Annotated in this window: 15 protein-coding genes and 1 rRNA gene; 12 read left to right on the forward strand and 4 right to left on the reverse strand. The window is 46.5% G+C overall.

The features are described 5' to 3' along the window. Positions 1–22: 22 nt before the first annotated feature. Positions 23–135, forward strand: a 5S ribosomal RNA gene (gene rrf, locus CIK93_RS05055). 621 nt (positions 136–756) lie between these two features. On the opposite strand, the gene CIK93_RS05065 is transcribed toward rrf, so the two are convergent. From CIK93_RS05065 to CIK93_RS05075, 3 genes are all read right to left on the reverse strand, one after another. Beyond that, the gene (locus CIK93_RS05065; RefSeq protein ID WP_094446773.1) at positions 757–1,671 is read right to left on the reverse strand and encodes a FimB/Mfa2 family fimbrial subunit; all 915 of its coding nucleotides are present in this window, start codon (positions 1,669–1,671) and stop codon (positions 757–759) included. Between the two features lie 447 nt (positions 1,672–2,118). After that, on the reverse strand, positions 2,119–3,660 hold the full coding sequence (locus CIK93_RS05070) for a M56 family metallopeptidase (RefSeq protein WP_094446774.1): 1,542 nt from the start codon (positions 3,658–3,660) through the stop codon (positions 2,119–2,121). Between the two features lie 48 nt (positions 3,661–3,708). Further along, positions 3,709–4,071, reverse strand: a complete 363-nt coding sequence (locus CIK93_RS05075) for a BlaI/MecI/CopY family transcriptional regulator (protein ID WP_371327190.1) — start codon at positions 4,069–4,071, stop codon at positions 3,709–3,711. A 611-nt stretch (positions 4,072–4,682) separates the two neighbouring features. Between CIK93_RS05075 and CIK93_RS05080 the strand changes: the two genes are divergently transcribed. From CIK93_RS05080 to CIK93_RS05095, 4 genes are read left to right on the forward strand one after another with little or no spacing between them, the layout of a single operon-like run. Further along, positions 4,683–5,429: a hypothetical protein gene (locus CIK93_RS05080; protein WP_144007574.1), complete on the forward strand. Its 747-nt coding sequence runs from the start codon at positions 4,683–4,685 to the stop codon at positions 5,427–5,429. A 3-nt stretch (positions 5,430–5,432) separates the two neighbouring features. Beyond that, positions 5,433–5,975: a hypothetical protein gene (locus CIK93_RS05085; RefSeq protein ID WP_144007187.1), complete on the forward strand. Its 543-nt coding sequence runs from the start codon at positions 5,433–5,435 to the stop codon at positions 5,973–5,975. A gap of 30 nt (positions 5,976–6,005) precedes the next feature. After that, positions 6,006–6,569: a cob(I)yrinic acid a,c-diamide adenosyltransferase gene (locus CIK93_RS05090; RefSeq protein WP_094391626.1), complete on the forward strand. Its 564-nt coding sequence runs from the start codon at positions 6,006–6,008 to the stop codon at positions 6,567–6,569. A 56-nt stretch (positions 6,570–6,625) separates the two neighbouring features. Beyond that, complete coding sequence (locus CIK93_RS05095; RefSeq protein WP_021852076.1) at positions 6,626–6,847, forward strand: DUF2795 domain-containing protein; 222 nt, start codon at positions 6,626–6,628, stop codon at positions 6,845–6,847. 352 nt (positions 6,848–7,199) lie between these two features. Here the strand turns inward: CIK93_RS05095 and pelA are convergent, their stop codons facing one another. After that, positions 7,200–9,302 carry a pectate lyase gene (gene pelA / locus CIK93_RS05100; protein ID WP_094446811.1) on the reverse strand — a complete coding sequence of 701 codons (2,103 nt, stop codon included), beginning with the start codon at positions 9,300–9,302 and terminating at the stop codon, positions 7,200–7,202. Between the two features lie 219 nt (positions 9,303–9,521). Between pelA and CIK93_RS05105 the strand changes: the two genes are divergently transcribed. The 7 genes from CIK93_RS05105 (at position 9,522) to priA (ending at position 18,683) form a co-directional block, all read left to right on the forward strand. Further along, positions 9,522–10,454 carry a type IX secretion system membrane protein PorP/SprF gene (locus tag CIK93_RS05105; RefSeq protein WP_254046743.1) on the forward strand — a complete coding sequence of 311 codons (933 nt, stop codon included), beginning with the start codon at positions 9,522–9,524 and terminating at the stop codon, positions 10,452–10,454. A 124-nt stretch (positions 10,455–10,578) separates the two neighbouring features. Next, a complete protein-coding gene (locus CIK93_RS05110) occupies positions 10,579–11,976 on the forward strand; it encodes an SUMF1/EgtB/PvdO family nonheme iron enzyme (protein WP_173815120.1) in 1,398 nt (465 codons plus the stop codon). A 28-nt stretch (positions 11,977–12,004) separates the two neighbouring features. Beyond that, a complete protein-coding gene (gldL, locus tag CIK93_RS05115; protein ID WP_094446776.1) occupies positions 12,005–12,685 on the forward strand; it encodes a gliding motility protein GldL in 681 nt (226 codons plus the stop codon). A 28-nt stretch (positions 12,686–12,713) separates the two neighbouring features. Beyond that, positions 12,714–14,279, forward strand: a complete 1,566-nt coding sequence (gene gldM / locus CIK93_RS05120; RefSeq protein ID WP_094391112.1) for a gliding motility protein GldM — start codon at positions 12,714–12,716, stop codon at positions 14,277–14,279. Positions 14,280–14,305: 26 nt separating this feature from the next. Continuing rightward, on the forward strand, positions 14,306–15,373 hold the full coding sequence (gene gldN / locus CIK93_RS05125; RefSeq protein ID WP_094391113.1) for a gliding motility protein GldN: 1,068 nt from the start codon (positions 14,306–14,308) through the stop codon (positions 15,371–15,373). Positions 15,374–15,473: 100 nt separating this feature from the next. Then, complete coding sequence (locus tag CIK93_RS05130) at positions 15,474–16,100, forward strand: porin family protein (protein ID WP_094446777.1); 627 nt, start codon at positions 15,474–15,476, stop codon at positions 16,098–16,100. 324 nt (positions 16,101–16,424) lie between these two features. Further along, on the forward strand, positions 16,425–18,683 hold the full coding sequence (gene priA / locus CIK93_RS05135; protein WP_094446813.1) for a primosomal protein N': 2,259 nt from the start codon (positions 16,425–16,427) through the stop codon (positions 18,681–18,683). The last annotated feature ends 27 nt before the right edge of the window (positions 18,684–18,710 follow it).

Genomic DNA, 18,710 nt, shown 5'->3' on the forward strand with positions numbered 1-18,710 from the left:
TGTGATACGGCTGAGAGAATTATCAGGTGGCTATTGCGGTGGGGTTCCACCTCTTCCCATTCCGAACAGAGAAGTTAAGCCCACTTGCGCCGATGGTACTGCAATGCAATGCGGGAGAGTAGGAGGCCGCCATCTTTTACAAAGCACCTTGTTTCAGCAATGAAGCAAGGTGCTTTTTTTCGTTTCCTCCCTTTACGGATCCACGGAACACACAGTACACGGATCCACGGAACACACAGAGTACACGAAATAGTTGAAGATTATGTTCACGATTTCGATACACAAGCAAAGGCGGGCTTAAAGCCCAATGGTTTCCACAGCCCAGGACTACGCCCTGAGGACATTATGCAGCATACCCCAACCACGTCTTGTAAAGACAAAACTAAAATCCGTAGCATCTACAACCGTAACCTTGACCTTACATCTCAACTAAAAGCTCAGAAATCAAAATCGCATAGGAAGCTGTCAATGCAATAAATTCGTGACATTCCTTACCATCCGTGTGCGGTTTTCAAAAACCGTTATACTGTTATCTGTAACGCTTTACTGCAAATTATGGAGTAGATTAAACACTCCGTGTCAATCCGGAGTGGTATCCTAGTGCGGTTATATGTTCTGGTGCATGAGAGTTAGTAAGGCTTTAAAGAAAGACCACCACTATAATAAATATAGTGATGGTCTTTATCTTAATAATTGCTTTTACTATAGATGGAGTAATGGACGTTCTGAAATGATTAAACCTATAAACAATATTTGTTAGAATGCGTATGATAGCTCCTCATCGTCAGTCGTGTCGAATGTGTATCCATTACTGACAGAATTGGTAAAGAAGTACCCTGTTGCTTTGGTCGTACAATTTTGTTTCAGCGTTACCGCATTAAATGTACGCGTGCGAATCAGTTTGCCAGAACTATCCTTCATATTGACCTTTACATTGACAACTTGTTCTGTTGCTGTCAGAAAACATGAAATCATTGGACCGTCTATGAATGAATTGTTTGGCGTATTCTTCTTGTAGAAATTAGTTGTGTATGATTGTTTTGCAAAACTAAATCCAGTAGATGGATTGAAAGTGTATTGGTTTGGAGTACCTACATTCTGATCTGGGTCGATGATGATTTCCACTTCATCTACTTCTTCAGGGTAGGGGTCTGATATATAAAGTGAGAAAGATGCTGTGATGCGTTTGCCAAAGTTCATAGTAACCTCTTTAGGTTCACCTCTGGTAATATCAACAGACATCGTTGTTGCATAGGTACTCTTGTAGAGTATGATATCATTGATGACCGCTTTATCTGGAGATGCGATGTCTGCAGCTCCGTTACTTGGAGTTTTAGCCTTGTGTGCCACAGCTACGAAAGTGTATTTTCCAGCTGGAAGTTCGCAATTAATCTGATCGAAGTTCTCGTTTGTTCCTTTCGTTTTCCTTTCTGCATAAAACTCTTTGTTGTTTTCGTCGAAAACCTTAAATGCGATACAGGTCACTTGTGCTTCTGCAGCACTTGCACGTGACGTTGCGAAATTTTGGTCAGGAACTACTGAAAAATCAAATCCAGAAAAACTGACTTTTACTGAGACAGGTTCTGTCACTACTGTGTTGTTGTCCTCTGATGAACAAGAGAACAGATGTGCTACAAACAAAGGTAGCAATAAAAAAAAGAATTTTTGCATAGACCTTATAAATTTAATGCTGCAAAGTTAAAGTTTATTTTCATACGAAGCACGAAAAAACTCTTAAAAAAGTATAAAGCAGTATGGATATAACGAAAAATGGCTAATTCTGTCCTTTTTATAGCAGTGTCAAATGGGTGTTTATAAGAAATTATTTGCGAAAAAACGGTAAAACTTTCAGTTTTATATTGCCTCTGATGATTGATTTAGTATTAAAGTGTCTTATCATGAGTTTGCTTTTCTATTGAAGAATAATCCAAGTCGGTAGAAGAATAATCGAAGAATAGACGAATTCCTATTGAGTAAGCGATGAGACATATTGAAGATATGGCGGAATCAGACAGAATATAAAAATGTTTTGTATATCATACGTATCACCGAAATCGCCAAAGCGCACCGGCTTCACAGTCTGTGCGCTTACGCTCTTTTTCAAGAGGATGAATTATATTAATTGAGATTTTCCTTTTTCTTTGTTGTTACTACAATTACGTTTTCAGTATTCTCATCACCACTGTACTTCTTTATATTTTCTGCGTCTTTGAAGATTTGCAGGCTTGATATCTGATCTGGTTTAAGTGTGTTGATGTTGTCTATTCGTTTACCATCAACTATGTACAAAGTAGTGTTGGGTTGTTTATTCTCTTCTTTATTTGCAGCAGAATTTGGTTTGGGTGTTATAGTGCCTATGTTGAATGAGACGGGTATTACATATTTCACATCTACTGCTTTACCGTTCTGTTTACCTGGTGTCCATTTTGGCATTTCCTTTATTACTCGTAGCGCTTCCTTATCGAGGGGCTCGCAAACGCTCCTTATAATGGTTGGCTCTATAATATTACCATTTTTATCTACCACAAAGGCTACAATGACTCTGCCGCTCTTATTGGTAGCAGTTGCCTCTGCTGGATATTTCACATTACTCCCGATGTATTCATATAATGCTTTCGGTCCTCCTGGGAATGAAGGCATCTGTTCTACGATGTCATAGACTTTCTTCTTGCTTTCTTTTTTGGGCGCTTTTTTCTTCTTTACTGGTTTGTTATTTTGTTGCACAGGCAAATTGTTTTCTACTGCCACCGCTGCATTATTACTCTCAGTAACAATTTTCTCGGCCATTGATTCTACACTTTCGTTGGCAAAAGCCACAACAGCTATTGCTGTTAAAGGAAGTGCCAAAAGCAGTTTGGCACGTTTCCATCCATTCGATTTCTGCATTTTCATCATTGTGATACGTTTTTTTAGTGAATTATGATTAAAATTGTTAGCTAACGCAAATCTATCTTCTCCCACAGCCTTCATCACCAGCAACAGTTGGTAATTGCGTGCATCTACACCTTCTGCGAGTACAGCTTCGTCTGCTTCGTATTCATGAACCTCCTGTAGCTCGCGTCTTAGTAGCCACGCTGCAGGGTTGTACCATTGAAAAATCAGCATGATGTTGCACAATAATATATCTACACTATGGTGATGAGCTATGTGTGCTCTTTCGTGTGTTAGAATTTCCATAGGGTGATCTTGATAGTCTTTCCGTGCTACAACGATATAGTTGAACCAACTGAAAGGAGCGATATCGCGGTCTATTACTACCAGATGTTCCCCATGTGCATTGTCTGTTTTTGTTCCGCTGCGCAATATGAATCGCAGTTTCCATAGAGACAACAGGAAGACCACGGCAAATATTCCAACACCTATTATATATAATAAGAATAGGAGTTGTATCATGGTAATTGGTTCTTTTGTCGGGTAGTCTAACGGTTGCTGTACCGTAGCAAGCATTTCTGTAAAATCTACCGTCACCGCAGTCATTGGCGTTTCTTTATTCAGTTCCACTTGTATCAATGGTACTATTAAAGCCATAAGCATCATCAACAGGATTGACTTACGGTTGAAGGCATGGAAGGTTTCTCTGCTTAAGCCCATTTTATAGAATAGGTAGAATGCGATTAAGCATATTCCCGATTTGATAGAATAAAGAAATAACATTCCCATATTACATTGGTTTTATATTATTTGTTGAATGGTCTTTTTTCTTTGAAATCAGTCTTTCTCAATCGTATTAATTAATTGCTTGAGTTCTTCTATCGATATTTTTTCCTCTTTAACCAGAGCGGAAACGGCTTTCAGGTATGATTTACCGAAGAATCTATCCACGACATTCATCAGCGTATTACGATGATATTCCTCGCGTGTGATTTTAGCGAAATACTGGAAGCAGCGTGCTGTTAAGGCGCGATGCCCTAGAAATCCTTTCTCCTCAAGGATTCTTACTAATGTTGCTAATGTGTTCACGTGTGGTTTAGGATCTTCGTAACATGCTTGCAATTCGCGAATCTGCATATCCCCATGTGTCCAATAGTGATCCATGATTTCCTCTTCTTTGTTAGTCAATGTCTTCATCATTTTATTCTGTTTTAATGTTTATGGCTGCAAATTAACTAATTCTTTTAGTTTATTACAAGTTTTTTGAGTTAATAAAACTAAAAAGATTAGTTATTTAACTAAAAGTGTTAGTTATGTAACGTATAGTTCTTATTCTTAGGCCATATTTGTTTCTTAGATGTTATATTGAAACATCAATGCATAATAATTATAGTGATAGTTTTGTTGTTAGGTGAAATATGTGTAAATTTGGGCAGAAAAACAGTAAGTGTATCATTATGTTTGTAGTATTACTTGTAGGAATAGTGGCATATCTTATAGTCTATTGGCTTTTTAAACCCAATTGACTAAAGACAGTATAAAGTATTGGTATTGTACTTTTCATAGGTACTTGTGCTCAAAAGACTCAAATATATTTGGCTTTTTATTCGCTTATTCGTACCTTTGACTTTCGGTCTAAGGTAGGCTGCATTTCGGAAAAGAAAATAAAAGTGAACTTTTATTTTGCATTTCGCTCGATTTGCACTACCTTTGTGAACATGAAAATGGGAAAAGGTAGAATGCTGATGATTATGTTTGTGCTTTTAATGCATCATAGTATAATGGCGCAAACAACAGCGGAGCGAAATGGAATGGAGACTATGCGACGTGACTCCATTGAAGTTTCGCACAATGATTCATTGGCAGTTTACCGCACGTTACCAAAGACCATAGGTGCTGTGCGAGCAGAAACTAATGCAGTTTCCCCAGTTCAATATCCTACAGACAATGTGATGATGTTGTCAAGAGTCGTAGTAGGAGAGGGTGCTATTGCCTACGAAAATCCTATGATGCGTCCTTCGCTGACGGTCAATGAACATCTGAAGTTTGATGTAGATATGCAGTTAGCTGACTATATCGGCATGGCCTCTACGCGTTCATTATTTGCTGCAGGATATTATAATGTAGGCCCGTTGACGTTCAGCGCCAATACCAATGTCAACAGATTTCTCTTGCCTACAGGAGTGTATAATCAATATGGTGTTGGTGGAAGTGTCCACTATGTTTTTTCTGAAAACTTATCAGCCACAGTCTTTGGACAATATTACGCTACCAATCCCTATTTCTCCATGGGCGCTTATTCACTGGTTCCAACGTCGCGTTATGGTGGGTATTTTACGGTGGAAAACCACAAGGTCGGTATGCATTTGGGAGTTCAACAGATATACGATCCATTTCAGCATCGGATGTTTATGGAGCCTATTGTGACACCAATCATCAAGATGGGCAAGATCAATGTAGAGATGCCAATGGGTCCATTGATACGAAGAACCTTGGAGCGAATGACACATAGTGGGCGTCGTCACGGCCCAATCATAATGCCAAATACTAATTTCTGAACTATGAAAGGACGTTTAAACATGTTATGGGTTTGGCTCTGCCGTATGGGTTGCAGTAGAGGTTTCGGCATTCAGTCGCCGACCGACTACGCTTTTGTACGTTATGTGATCAACGAACACTGGCCTTACTATGCCTATGACGAATTGGACAATCTTGCTCATAATGCTACAGAGCGCAAGTTAGGACGTCTGTATTTCCGACTTGCCAACTGGCGTCAACCATCGGTGATGTTGCGTGACGAGTATGAGGCATGGTGGCATGCAGGTTGTCGCAAGATGCGTCTGACCGATTATCCACAAGAAGCAATGGGCAATCGTGGTACATTTCAGTTGGCGCGTATTACGATAGAGGACGATGCCGACCTACTGTTACGTCATGCCGATGAAGAGTCGGTGCTTGTTGTGGAAGGCATTCATCGCAATACTGAACGCTGGCGCCATATCAAGGAATGTGAGCAGGTCACTATAACCTACGACCTCTATTATTGTGGCATAGTGCTTTTTGACAGTCATCGCTATAAACATCATTATCGTGTGAATTTCTAATTATAATAAATATAATAACCTTTTAAGTCTATGAAGATAACAAAAGTATATACCCGTAGAGGTGATGGTGGACAGACCTCACTTGTCGGAGGTGAACGTGTAAGTAAGTCATGTGCCCGCTTAGAGTCCTATGGCACCGTCGATGAACTATCGTCCCACTTAGGACTTTTAGCAGCTTTGTTGCCTGAAGGCGATGATAAGGCCATGATACAACGTATCCAGAACAATCTGTTTAACGTATGCACTAACTTAGCCACCAATCAAGATACCACACCGCTTTATCCCTCAGCCCATTTGCCAGAGGGCGAAACCGCATTGCTTGAGCGTCAGGTTGATGAGATTATGGCGATGTTGCCCGAACGTCAAGGCTTTGTATTGCCAGGTGGAACCCGTGAAGCAGCGCAAGCGCATGTTTGTCGCACGGTATGCCGACGTGCCGAACGTCGCATCTGCGAGTTGGCGAAAGAGGCTACTGTATCAGTCGAAGTTTCTGAATATATCAACCGATTGAGCGATTATTTGTTTGTTTTTGCAAAAAAACTCAATCATATTGCCGGTCAGAGTGAAAAAATATGGCAGAATGTTTGTAAATAAGAAAAATTATGTTACTTTTGCGGGCAAAATAAAAAACCTATAAAAAAAAAAGCAATATGTATTGGACACTTGAATTAGCATCTAAACTTGAAGATGCACCATGGCCGGCAACCAAAGATGAATTAATAGATTATGCCATCCGTTCGGGCGCACCGCTCGAAGTGTTGGAGAATCTGCAAGAGATAGAAGACGAGGGTGATGTCTATGAGAGCATCGAAGACATTTGGCCCGACTATCCTACCAAAGAAGATTTCCTTTTCAACGAGGACGAGTATTAAACACTACTGGCACCCCCTGTCAGTTTAAACTGTTACATAGCGGTATGTGAATCTTGAGAAGGTTCCCATACCGCTGTTTTTTGCGCGCGCACGCACACGCGACGTCGCAAAGATTCGGCCACTCGACCACCATTGCTTATAAGCAGTTATATCACAATGCTTTATATGGGTGGTCGAATATTTCTTGCTTACGTTTTCGACCACTCTTCGACCACATTGCCACCACTGTTGCACACATGAAACAGTCCAAGTACAATCATTGCTGTCTCTTCAAGTGCAGTCATTGGCGTTTGCCAGCACATTGTCCCATGTAGGAACAATAGTTTATATCTTGCATTTTCTTGTCGTGAGGTCAATACGCCAATACGTTCCAGAGGTCGCGTATGCGTGCTTCTGGATCCCATTTCTCTTTGAAAGTCCATAGTGCAGTGACTGCATGGAAAAGTGGTTTCTCTTCCGATTCCTCCAGATTATCGTTAAGCCATCCGCTATTTCCTCCTTCGCGCGAGCAGTTATAATAGTATGTGCGTAGTCCCCAAGGACACGGATCGAGCACCTTGTCGCTGTAAGCATAGCAGATGTTGGTGTCGAGAATCTGTTTCGACAGTCTGCAGTTGAGCAGGAAAAACTGTGAATCGTGGTGGTATCTACCGAGTATGGTAGGCGATTTAGCATCGAAATACGAGTCTTTGATAACCAGTTTCTGGTCTTTCGAACCTCGTCCGTCGTGCCAGATGATGGCGCGGCTATCGCCCAAAAAGCGGCAACGGGTGGCGTAGCACCATCCTCTGGGGCATAGGAAATCCACACCGGGACATCTCAGATACAGGTCAGCGTGGTAGTACATGCCGTCAGTCTTTGCCCACAAAGCCAGTGCATCATTACCGTCCGCCCATACATTAGAGTTGATAACGATGGTTCTGGTGGCTCTTCCGAAGATAGCCATTTGGTGTGTAGTGGTGTTTTCTATTGTTGTTCCGTAGTTGTTATATACCGTCAGTCCGCTTATCACGCAGTCGTCAGCTCCCTCTTGAAGTACTATCACACCGTTGCCAGTAGGCTTTCCGTGATATTCCGGCATTTTATTGGTTTTAGCAGTTTCAGCCAAAACGATGATTGTGCTGTCGCGGTCTTCACCTACCAGTACGATGTTGGGTCGGTCGATCACCACCTTTTGGTGGTAAGTACCCTTGCGAATCAGAATCTTATAGGGTTTGGTAGGTTGCTGTGGCGCCTTCTCAATAGCCAGTTGAATGCTGTCTCCGGGATTGACAATGGCATCAAAATCTGCCATGTTCGCCTTTGGCTTTCTAAACCACTGTAGTAGTCCCGTCTCGTTTCCACCTTTGGTTTGCAGACTGATAGCCACCTTATGTTTGGGATCGTAGCGTTCTGCCCATTTGTTGTAATCTTCATAGAGTGACGAAGGACCTTCGGTGTACCAGGCATAACCATTGCGTCGTTCGCTACCAATCTGGTAGAGATGTCTTCTGGGCACACCATCTCTGTCGCAAACAAACGGTTCACCATATTCCAAATCATAGAAGCGAGCCCATATAGGACGTGCATTCTTGTCAGCCACCAGTTGTGTGTCGCGGTAGGGCGATCCCCATTTTCCGATGTGCGCCACCCTCATTCCCGTCAGTTTGTGGTCGTCAAACCATTTCATAGCGCCGTGGATAGCCGTCTTGACCTCGTCACTTGGATGATCCAGGCTCATCAGCAGACGCACCAGTCCGGCACTCTCCGAACTGCAGAACGAAGCCAACTCGAAGGCTCTTGCTTTTGCAGGCTCCAGCGTTTCCCTATCGTGTTGCTGACACCACACCGTAGGTTTACCGTCGCGTCTTATTTGTGTAGCGAGAATACAATCGATACCTTTGTCGAAAGCCACTTTCATTTTCTTGCGCATCTCCTTTGTGATGAGTTTTCCTTGATAGGGCTCCTGCTGTTCCACCATGTCTTTCAGCATCAACATGGTGTGTTCCATGGCATGGTCGTTATAGGTGATATGAATCTGATAGTCGCGCATTACAGGCCAAAACTGCGGCCATCCGCCGTTGGGATACTGCCCGCTGAGCAGATAATTCACCCCTTTGCAGAACGCATCTTTATATCGTTCATCCTTCGTTTGTTGGTAGAGTCGTGCCAAGAAAATCATTTGTGTGGTCGTGGCATCATTGTCGGTAGTAGAGTCGTTGCGTCTTGATTTCTCCGCCATCACCTGTTCGCGTTCCTTGTCTGTCATGCGTTTCACCATGTCAATGTTCTTAGGCCATCCGCCTGTCACACGTTGGTAGAGTAGGAGTTGGTCGCCTATACGTCGTGCCTCCTCAGTGCGGAAGAACTGCGGATCAGTTTCCCTCAATACCTGTTTGTAGCCTTTTTGTGCTGTTGCTGCCATGACAAAAGCAAAACATAGTAGGATCATCATCTCGATGCGCTTATTGCGCAGATTGATTTTAGTAGTAGTTGTTATTCCCATACAATTTAGTAGTTTGTTTTTCTAATATAGTAATTGTGCCTACAAAGGTAGTGCAAACCTCTGAAATACAAAAGAAAAACACTTTTTTCTTTTGTATTTCAGAGGTGCCGCCTACCTGTGTCCTCATGTTCTCTTACGATTTTCTGTATCGTTACACAATATATCGTTAGAAAAGTCGTTATATTCTATGTGAAACGTTTACCGCTGATATGGATATTCTTGTTGGCATCACTGCGAGTGTTGGCACAGCAGGATGTGTCTTTTGCACATTATTGGGCAATGGAACCATCATTCAATCCTGCCGCCGTTGGCAAGGAGTCCAAGATCAATATAACGGGAGCCTATCAGTTGAGCATGGCAGGCTATGAACAGCATCCGCGTACGATGAATCTGGCAGCCGACATGCCTTTCCGACTGCTCAATATGACCCATGGCGTGGGCATACAGTTGTTGAACGATGAGATAGGACTCTTCACCCATAAGCGCATGGCGTTGCAGTATGCGTTGCAGTGCCGCTTGTTTGGAGGTCATCTGCGCTTCGGTTTGCAGGCAGGAGTATTGAGCGAGGGTTTCAAAGGCTCCGAACTTGATGCAGAAAACAGTAGCGATCCCGCGCTACCCACCGCCGATGTCAATGGTACAGCCTTCGATTTCAGTGGCGGACTCTATTATCTTCACCGCAACTGGTATGCCGGTGTCTCTGTTTTACACGCCACAGCCCCAGCGGTAGAGATGGGTAATCGCAGCTTGTTACAGGTCGATCGCATCTATTATCTCACTGCAGGCTACACTTTCCGATTGCGCAATCCCCATCTGGCGATATTGCCCAGCGTGCTTGCCTATACCGATGGCACCTCGCAGCGAGCTGATTTCACCGCCCGTTTGCGTTATACCAACGATGAAAAGATGCTCTATGGGGGAGTGGGCTATAGTCCCACCAACTCGGTAACAGCCATGATTGGCGGAAATTTCCACGGCGTACACATTGGTTACAGCTATGAGATGTACACCACAGGAACAGGCATTGGCAATGGCAGCCACGAACTCTTCGTGGGCTATCAAACCAATATTGACATCGGACCGCGCCGCCGTAACCGCCATCAGAGTGTGCGCATCCTGTAACAGACAATAGACATATAACAACAGACCATAATAGACAAAAAACGATATGAATACACTACGACACATACCACACGTCAGACACACCATCCGCTGGTATCATCCCGCGTTGCTTCTACTCTTCGCAATGCTCGCTGCCAGTTGTCTTGGATCCAAAATCAGTTCGTCTCAAGGTGGCGAAGTGACTGGCCATAGTGGTCGCACCTTTGCCGAACCGACCCCTTACGGCATGACCCTTGTGAAGCGAGGCCATGTCAAAATGGGTATTGAGCAACAAGATTCGCTATGGGGCAGACGCACACCAGTGCGCGACATCTCGGTGGAGAGTTTCTGGATGGACGAGCGCGAGGTGACCAATTCCATGTATCGCCAGTTTGTCAGCTACGTCCGCGACTCTATTATCCGCGAGCGTTTAGCCGATCCAAACTATGGTGGCGATGAGACCTATAAGATAGAAGAAGACCGTTACGGCAATCCCGTCACTCCCCATCTCAATTGGAAAAAACCGTTGCCACGTCGTCCTAACGAGGACGAACAGCGTGCTTTCGAAAGCCTATACACCACCAATCCAGTGACGGGTGAGAAACTTATCGATTGGCGCCAACTCAATTATCGGTATGAAATATACGACTATGCCGAGGCAGCCAAGCGCAAATACCGCACCAATCCGCAAGAACGCGTGTTGAATACCGATTATCGTCCCAATCCCAATGAGCGCATCTGGATATCCAAAGATACGGCATATATCGACGATGAAGGTCGCATCGTGCGAGAAACCATCAACCGCGAATACACCGGTCCGTGGGATTTCCTCAATACCTATATTGTCAATGTCTATCCCGACACCACCTGTTGGGTCAACGATTTCCCCAATGCCGCCAATGAGAACTATATGCGGTTCTACTATTCGAGTGCCGCCTATAATGACTATCCTGTAGTTGGTGTCACTTGGGAACAGGCCAATGCCTTCTGTGCCTGGCGCACTGCCCATCTGTTGCGTGGTCTTGGCGAGGCAGCACGCTATGTGCAGCGCTATCGTCTGCCTACCGAAGCCGAGTGGGAATATGCAGCACGTGGTAAAAACCAGAATGAATTTCCATGGGACAATAAGGAAATGGCATCCGGTAACGGGTGCTATTATGCCAACTTCAAGCCCGACAACGGTAATTACACCAAAGACGGTAACCTCATTACCAGTCGGACAGGCATCTATAATGCCAATTCCAACGGACTTTACGATATGGCAGGCAACGTAGCCGAATGGACCAGCACCATCTATACCGAGGCAGGTGTTGAACAAATGAACGATATCAACCCCGACCTTCGCTACAATGCAGCACCCGAAGATCCCTACCGCATGAAGAAAAAGACCGTGAAAGGTGGATCTTGGAAAGACCCCGAATCGATGGTCCGTTCCGCCTGGCGCACCTTTGAGTATCAGAATCAGCCACGCAGTTACATCGGTTTCCGCTGTGTGCGCAGTATGGCTAATACCAATAGCGGTAAAGTGAAAAACAAAAAATAAGCATATTCACCCTCAAAAACGAAACACCATGACAGAATATAGCAAGTTGAATATCATCTATAAACTACAGAAATGGATGGACAGCGTAGCCGGTCAAACCTTTCTGAACTATGCCTACAGTTGGGGTGCAGCCATAGTCATTTTAGGCACACTCTTTAAGTTGACCCACCTTCCCTATGCCAATATCTTTCTCTATTTAGGTATGGGAACCGAGGTCTTCGTATTTTTCCTGTCGGCTTTCGACCGTCCGTTCGACAAGACAGCCGATGGCATGGAACTGAAAACTCATAGCGATATGGCGGTTAACGAACCATCTTCTGTCTCCGCAACCACTGTGCCTTCATTGTCTGGCACCGCTTCGTCTTCTCCGTCTGGCGTCGCTTCGTCTTCCCCGTCGGGCAGCGTTTCTTCGTCTGGATTTATCTCTGTTTCGGGTGATATCAACATTCCACAATGGCATGCGCCACAGATTCCAGAAGGTCTCGACGAGCAGATAGCCGGTTATACCGCCGAGTTGGAGAATCTCAACCGCACGTTGACCAGCATCAGCCGCGTCTATGAAATGCAGCTCAAGAGTGCCAGTACGCAGATCGGAACAATAGACAGTATCAACGAACAGACGCGCCACATGGCCACTCAGATAGCCGAACTCAACCGCATCTATGCCCGCATGATCGAGGCCATGTCCGTTCAAAACAAGATGCAATAGCCCATTCAAATCCCAATAATTCCGTATTATGGCAATCAAGAAACGTCCATTATCGCCCCGTCAGAAGATGATCAATCTGATGTATGTCATCCTCATGGCGATGCTGGCGCTTAATGTATCGACCGAAGTGCTTGAAGGTTTTTCGGTAGTAGAAGATAGTTTGCGCCGCACAGCGCAGACCGCTACCGATGAAAACCGCACACTTTATGCCGATTTTGAAGCACAGATGAAGCGCAATCCGCAGAAGGTTCGCCAGTGGTTTGAGTGTGCACAGCAGGTACGCCAAATGAGTGATTCGCTCTATCTGTTGGCTGATGAGTTGAAACAAGCCATTGTCTGCGAGGCCGATGGTCCCGACGGCGATGTGCTAAACATCCGCAAGAAGGAAGACCTCGACGCAGCTTCAACGGTGATGCTCACTGTGGGTAGGGGTCGTGGCGAAGCCCTTCGCCAGGCGATAGTGCGCTATCGCGAGTATATACTGACGCTTCTTCCCGACAGTGCCCAGCAGCGCATGGTGGCTCAAAGCCTATCCACCGAACCCTCTGCCGAGGCTCGTGCCGTAGGCAAAAACTGGCAGGAATATATGTTCGACCACATGCCTGTGTCTGCTGCCGTCACTATGCTGACCAAATTGCAAAACGATGTGCGCCATGCCGAAGGTGAGGTTTTACACCGTCTGATGGCCAATGTCGATATGAAAGACCTGCGTGTGAATAGCGTCAGTGCATTGGTCATTCCCGAATCACAAACTGTAGTGCGAGGCGAACGCTTTTCTGCCCGCATCGTGATGGCAGCAGTAGATACCACTCAGAATCCTCAGATTTTCATCGGCGGTCGTCCCGTTCAGTTGCCCGGTGGCCGTTATGAGGCACTCACCACCCGTGCTGGCGACTTCACCCTATCGGGTTTTATCCAGATGCCCAACGGTCGTGGCGATATGGTGCGCCGTGAGTTTAGTCAAAAATACACGGTGGTAGAACCCTCCGCCACCGTTTCCGCCTCGTTGATGAATGTACTTTATGCCGGTTACAACAATCCGTTGAGCATCTCCGTGCCGGGTGTTCCCGTCACCAAGATACAGGCATCGATGACAGGCGGCACCTTGCAGCCCGTCGGTCCGGGTCGCTATATTGCCCGGCCCACTACTCCTGGCAGTGAAGTGGCTATCACCGTCACCTCCACCAACAGTGGTCGTGCGCAACAGATGGGGCGCTTCGCCTTCCGTGTGCGTCGTTTGCCCGACCCCACACCTTATATTAATATAGCTGCCGAAGGTGGTGGCAGAAGTCGTTACCATGGTGGTGCGCTGTCGAAAGCCCAACTCGTAGGCACCGACGGTATAGGCGCAGCCATCGACGATGGTATTCTCGATGTGCCCTTCCGTGTACAGAGTTTCGAAACCGTCTTCTTCGACAATATGGGTAATGCCGTTCCTGTGGCAAGCCAAGGCGCACATTTCTCTGCTCGCCAGAAGGATGTGATACGCCGTTTGCAGCGCAACCGTCGCTTCTATGTATCGCGTGTGACCGCCGTAGGTCCCGATGGAATCGCCCGAAAATTGAATACTTCGATGGAAATCATCGTGAAATAATACATCAATAAACTACCTCCACGACTATGAAGAGAATCCTCCTGATAACCGCTCTCGCCACGGTGTTGACGATTACCGCCACCACTTCAGTGGCACAACCCAAGGCGCGTCGCCAGCAAACCACAGCCACTCCGCAGCAACAAGGCATCAGTCAACGCGCCCGTCTGATGTATCCCACATCGCTCGATATGCCTGAAGATGTGGTGTGGCGTCGTGACCTTTATCGCGAAATCCACCTCGACACCGATGCCAACTCCGGTCTGTATTACCCCGTGGAACCCATCGACCGCCAGTTGAACCTCTTTACCTATATCTTCAAATTGGCACTCAACGGTTATATTCCCATTTACGAATACCGATTAGATGGGCAGGAATCGTTCAGCGACTCCTCGCGTGTGGCTATCAAAACCGTGCTCGACGACCAGCAGATCTATTATGAAAAGAAAAACAATCGCTTGCATGTGGATAATAGCGACATTCCTTCTGCCGATGTCAAACTCTACTATCTGAAGGAAAGTGCCTACTACGACCAGACCAATGCACAGTTTCGTCGCAAGGTCATCGCCCTCTGTCCTGTCATTGTGCTCGACGACGAGTTTGGCGGAATGCCATCCAAGCGTCCTTTGTTCTGGGTGCGTTATGCCGATTTGGAACCCTTCCTCAACCGCCAGACGGTAACAGCATCGTCGGTGAACGATGCTGCCACCATGACGCTCGAAGACTATTTCACCCTCCATTGCTATCAGGGACCCATCTATAAGACTGGTCAGCGACAGGGAAAACGCATGCCGCAGTTTGGCGACACAGCCGATGCCGACCAGCAACAGCAGGCAGCTTTGCGTCAGGCGAAACAGATAGACGAGGAATTGGCAGCCTTCGAACGCCGCGTGTTTGGTCATACGCCACAGCGCGACTCTATAGAAGCAGCCAACAAGAAAGCATTGGAACAGGGTGAAACCGTAAAAAGCAAGAAGTCAAAAACCGTAAGAAGTCGCCGCGTGCGCACGGTGAAAAGCAAGGCAGCACCCCGCAGTTCCTCCTCGTCGGCAGGTTCGCGCCAACCCCGTGTGACGGTACGTCGCCAGCGTCATTGACCCACATGATGCAGCAAAAATGATGAAAAACCGACAAAAATATTGTCTTTCTCAGATATAATGCGTATCTTTGTTGCGCAATTCATAAATTAAAGTAGATATGAAAAAGTTGTTTACCTTGATTGCTCTCGCCTGCATGGCATGGGCAATGCCTGCACAGGCACAGGTTGATTTCGGTGTGAAAGCAGGTCTCAACCTTACCAATTTTTCGATTAACGACAGTAAAGTTCTTGCCGCAGAAAACAAGACTGGCTTCTTTGCCGGTGTTACTGCCAAGGTAACCCTGCCGGTTGTAGGTCTCGGTGTTGATGGATCTGTGCTCTACGACCAGCGTGAAGCTAAGTTGAAAGGAACGGGCACAACCCTGAAACAGCAGTCAATCCAGATTCCTGTCAACCTGCGTTATGGCGTTGGACTTGGTGATATTGCCAATATCTTCGCTTATGCCGGACCTCAGTTTGGTTTCAACATCGGTGGAAAGAACGATTCATTCGATGAAAGACTTGATAACGTCAACAACTGGCGCTTTAAGGACAGCAACCTCAGTGGTAATGTCGGAGTAGGTGTTACCCTGTTGAAACACCTGCAAGCCTCAGTCAACTATAACTTTGCCATCGGTAAAACCGGTGATTTTGATTCTGTAGGTGATGCTATCGACAGTATGGACAAGAAAACTGTCAAAGCCAAAGCCAATGCTTGGCAGGTATCGCTGGCATACTTCTTCTAAGCAAACTGCAACAACCAAAATAGTTCGGGCGGTCCTTCGAGACCGCCTTTTTCTGTTTCTGATCCCATCCATGAACCACTCTACGAGACAGCTTCTTGTGGCCAGCCGACATCGTGGAAGAACTGTCCGAAACAACCACTCGCTTGCTCTGCCTCCAACATTTTTCTCTTTTCTATCTATCATTTCCGGTCGGGGAGTATATGCGTTTGCGTTTTTTTCATTATCTTTGACCCAAGGTCTTAGGTAGGCTGCACCTCGGGAATGAAAAGAAAAACTCGTTTTCCTTTTGCATTTCGCTCGGTTTGCACTACCTTTGCAGAGATGATGACCTATGCCGATATCATTCTGCCCGTGCCTTTGCACGCCACATTCACCTACTCCGTGCCCGAAGGCATGTGTGTAGGCGAGGGAATGCGTGTGCTCGTTTCGTTCGGTCGCAATAAGAAATATGTGGGCATAGTCGATCGTTTACATCACGACAAGCCCGAACACTACGAGGTGAAACCGTTGCTTCAGGTGATGGATCCTATCCCCATCGTCAATCCGTCGCAGTTGAAGCTGTGGCACTGGATAGCCGATTACTATCTGTCGCCCATCGGCGATGTGTATAAGGCAGCCATGCCTGCCGGCTTGAAAGCCGAGGAAGGCTATAAACCCAAGACCGAAACCTATATTCGACTTACGCCAGCCTACCGCAACGAGGCTTCTATCCATGTGGCCATCAATATGCTGACGCGTGCACAGAAGCAGTTGGAGGCCTTCAATACCTATCTATTTCTCTCCCATTGGGATGAGGTAGCCCAGTCAACGCCTATTGCAGAGGTGACGCGCGAAGAACTTATGAACAGCAGTCATGCCACTTCAGCCATCATCAGCCAGTTGGAAAAACGAGGCATGCTTGAGACCTACGAGGTGGAAGTGGGGCGCTTAAACCATGGCGGTGACTATCATCCCGAACTCATCCCGCCGCTATCCGAAGCGCAGACCACTGCCTATAACAGTCTTTTGATGCAGATGATGGGCCATCCCGTCACGTTGCTACATGGTGTGACAGGTAGTGGCAAGACCGAAATCTATATTCACCTCATCCGCCGAGCCCTCGAACACAAGCAACAGGTGTTATATCTCTTGCCCGAAATAGCATTGACGGTGCAGATGATGCAACGCCTGCAACGCGTGTTTGGTGACCGCCTGGGCATCTACCACTCCAAATATTCGGATGCTGAGCGCGTGGAAATCTGGCAGAAGCAACTCTCATCACATCCCTACGACATCATTCTCGGTGCTCGCTCGGCAGTGCTCTTACCCTTTCAGAAACTGGGTTTGGTCATTGTCGATGAGGAACATGAAAACTCTTACAAGCAGCAAGACCCTGCTCCCCGATACCATGCTCGATCGGCAGCCATCGTCTTGGCACACATGACCAGTGCCAAAACCGTGTTGGGCACCGCCACTCCATCCATGGAAACCTACTACAATACGCAGACCGGCAAGTATGGGCTTGTTTCGCTGACTCAACGTTTTCAGGGCATGCAACTGCCGCGTATCGAAGTGGTCGATGTAGCACGGCTGCAACATCGCAAGGAGATGAAAGGGCCGTTCTCGCCACTTTTGCTCACCAGCATGCGTGAAGCGCTGCAACAAGGAGAGCAGGTCATACTCTTTCAAAATCGCCGTGGCTTCGCGCCGATGGTGGAGTGTCATCAGTGCGGATGGGTGCCGAGGTGTCAGCATTGTGATGTTTCGCTCACGTTGCATCGCCAAACCAACCAGCTGACCTGTCACTATTGTGGCTATACGTATCAGATACCTGATAGATGTCCGTGTTGTGAGTCGAAAGATCTGCGTTCGCGTGGTTTCGGAACCGAGAAGATAGAAGAGCAGATACGCGACCTTTTCCCCGAAGCACGCATTGCACGCATGGATCTTGATACCACCCGAACGCGCAATGCCTACGAGCGTATCATCAGCGATTTCGGTGCCGGGCGCACCAACATCCTTATCGGTACGCAGATGGTGACCAAGGGACTCGACTTCGACAAGGTGAGCGTGGTGGGCATATTAAATGCCGATTCCATGCTCAACTATCCCGATTTCCGTGCTTACGAACAAGCCTTTATGATGATGTCGCAAGTGGCTGGACGTGCAGGCAGAAAAGGTCATCAGGGGCTGGTCATACTACAAACGAAGAATACCGAAGTGCCTGTCATCGGACAAGTGGTGGCCCATAACTACACAGCGCTCTACCATGACCTTGTGGAAGAGCGCCAGCTCTTCCGCTATCCGCCGTTCACTCATCTGGTCTATGTATTTCTGAAGCATCGCTACGATGCCACGGTAGAGACTGCCGCTATAGAGATGGGGTCGCGGTTGCGTCAGTTGTTTGGCGCCAGAGTGCTTGGTCCCGATAAACCCGCAGTGGCAAAAGTGAAGTCGCAGAATATCCGCAAACTCGTTTTGAAACTCGAACTGGGTATTGATCTGCCTCGTGTGCGCCAATGTTTGTTGCAGGTGCAACAGCAAATGATGGGCGACAAGCGCTATTCATCGCTTGTCATCTACTACGATGTCGATCCGCAATAGGATGTAAAGATCGTTGTTGCACTTTCC

This window comes from Prevotella sp. P3-92 (assembly GCF_002251205.1).
Classification (GTDB): Bacteria; Bacteroidota; Bacteroidia; order Bacteroidales; family Bacteroidaceae; genus Prevotella.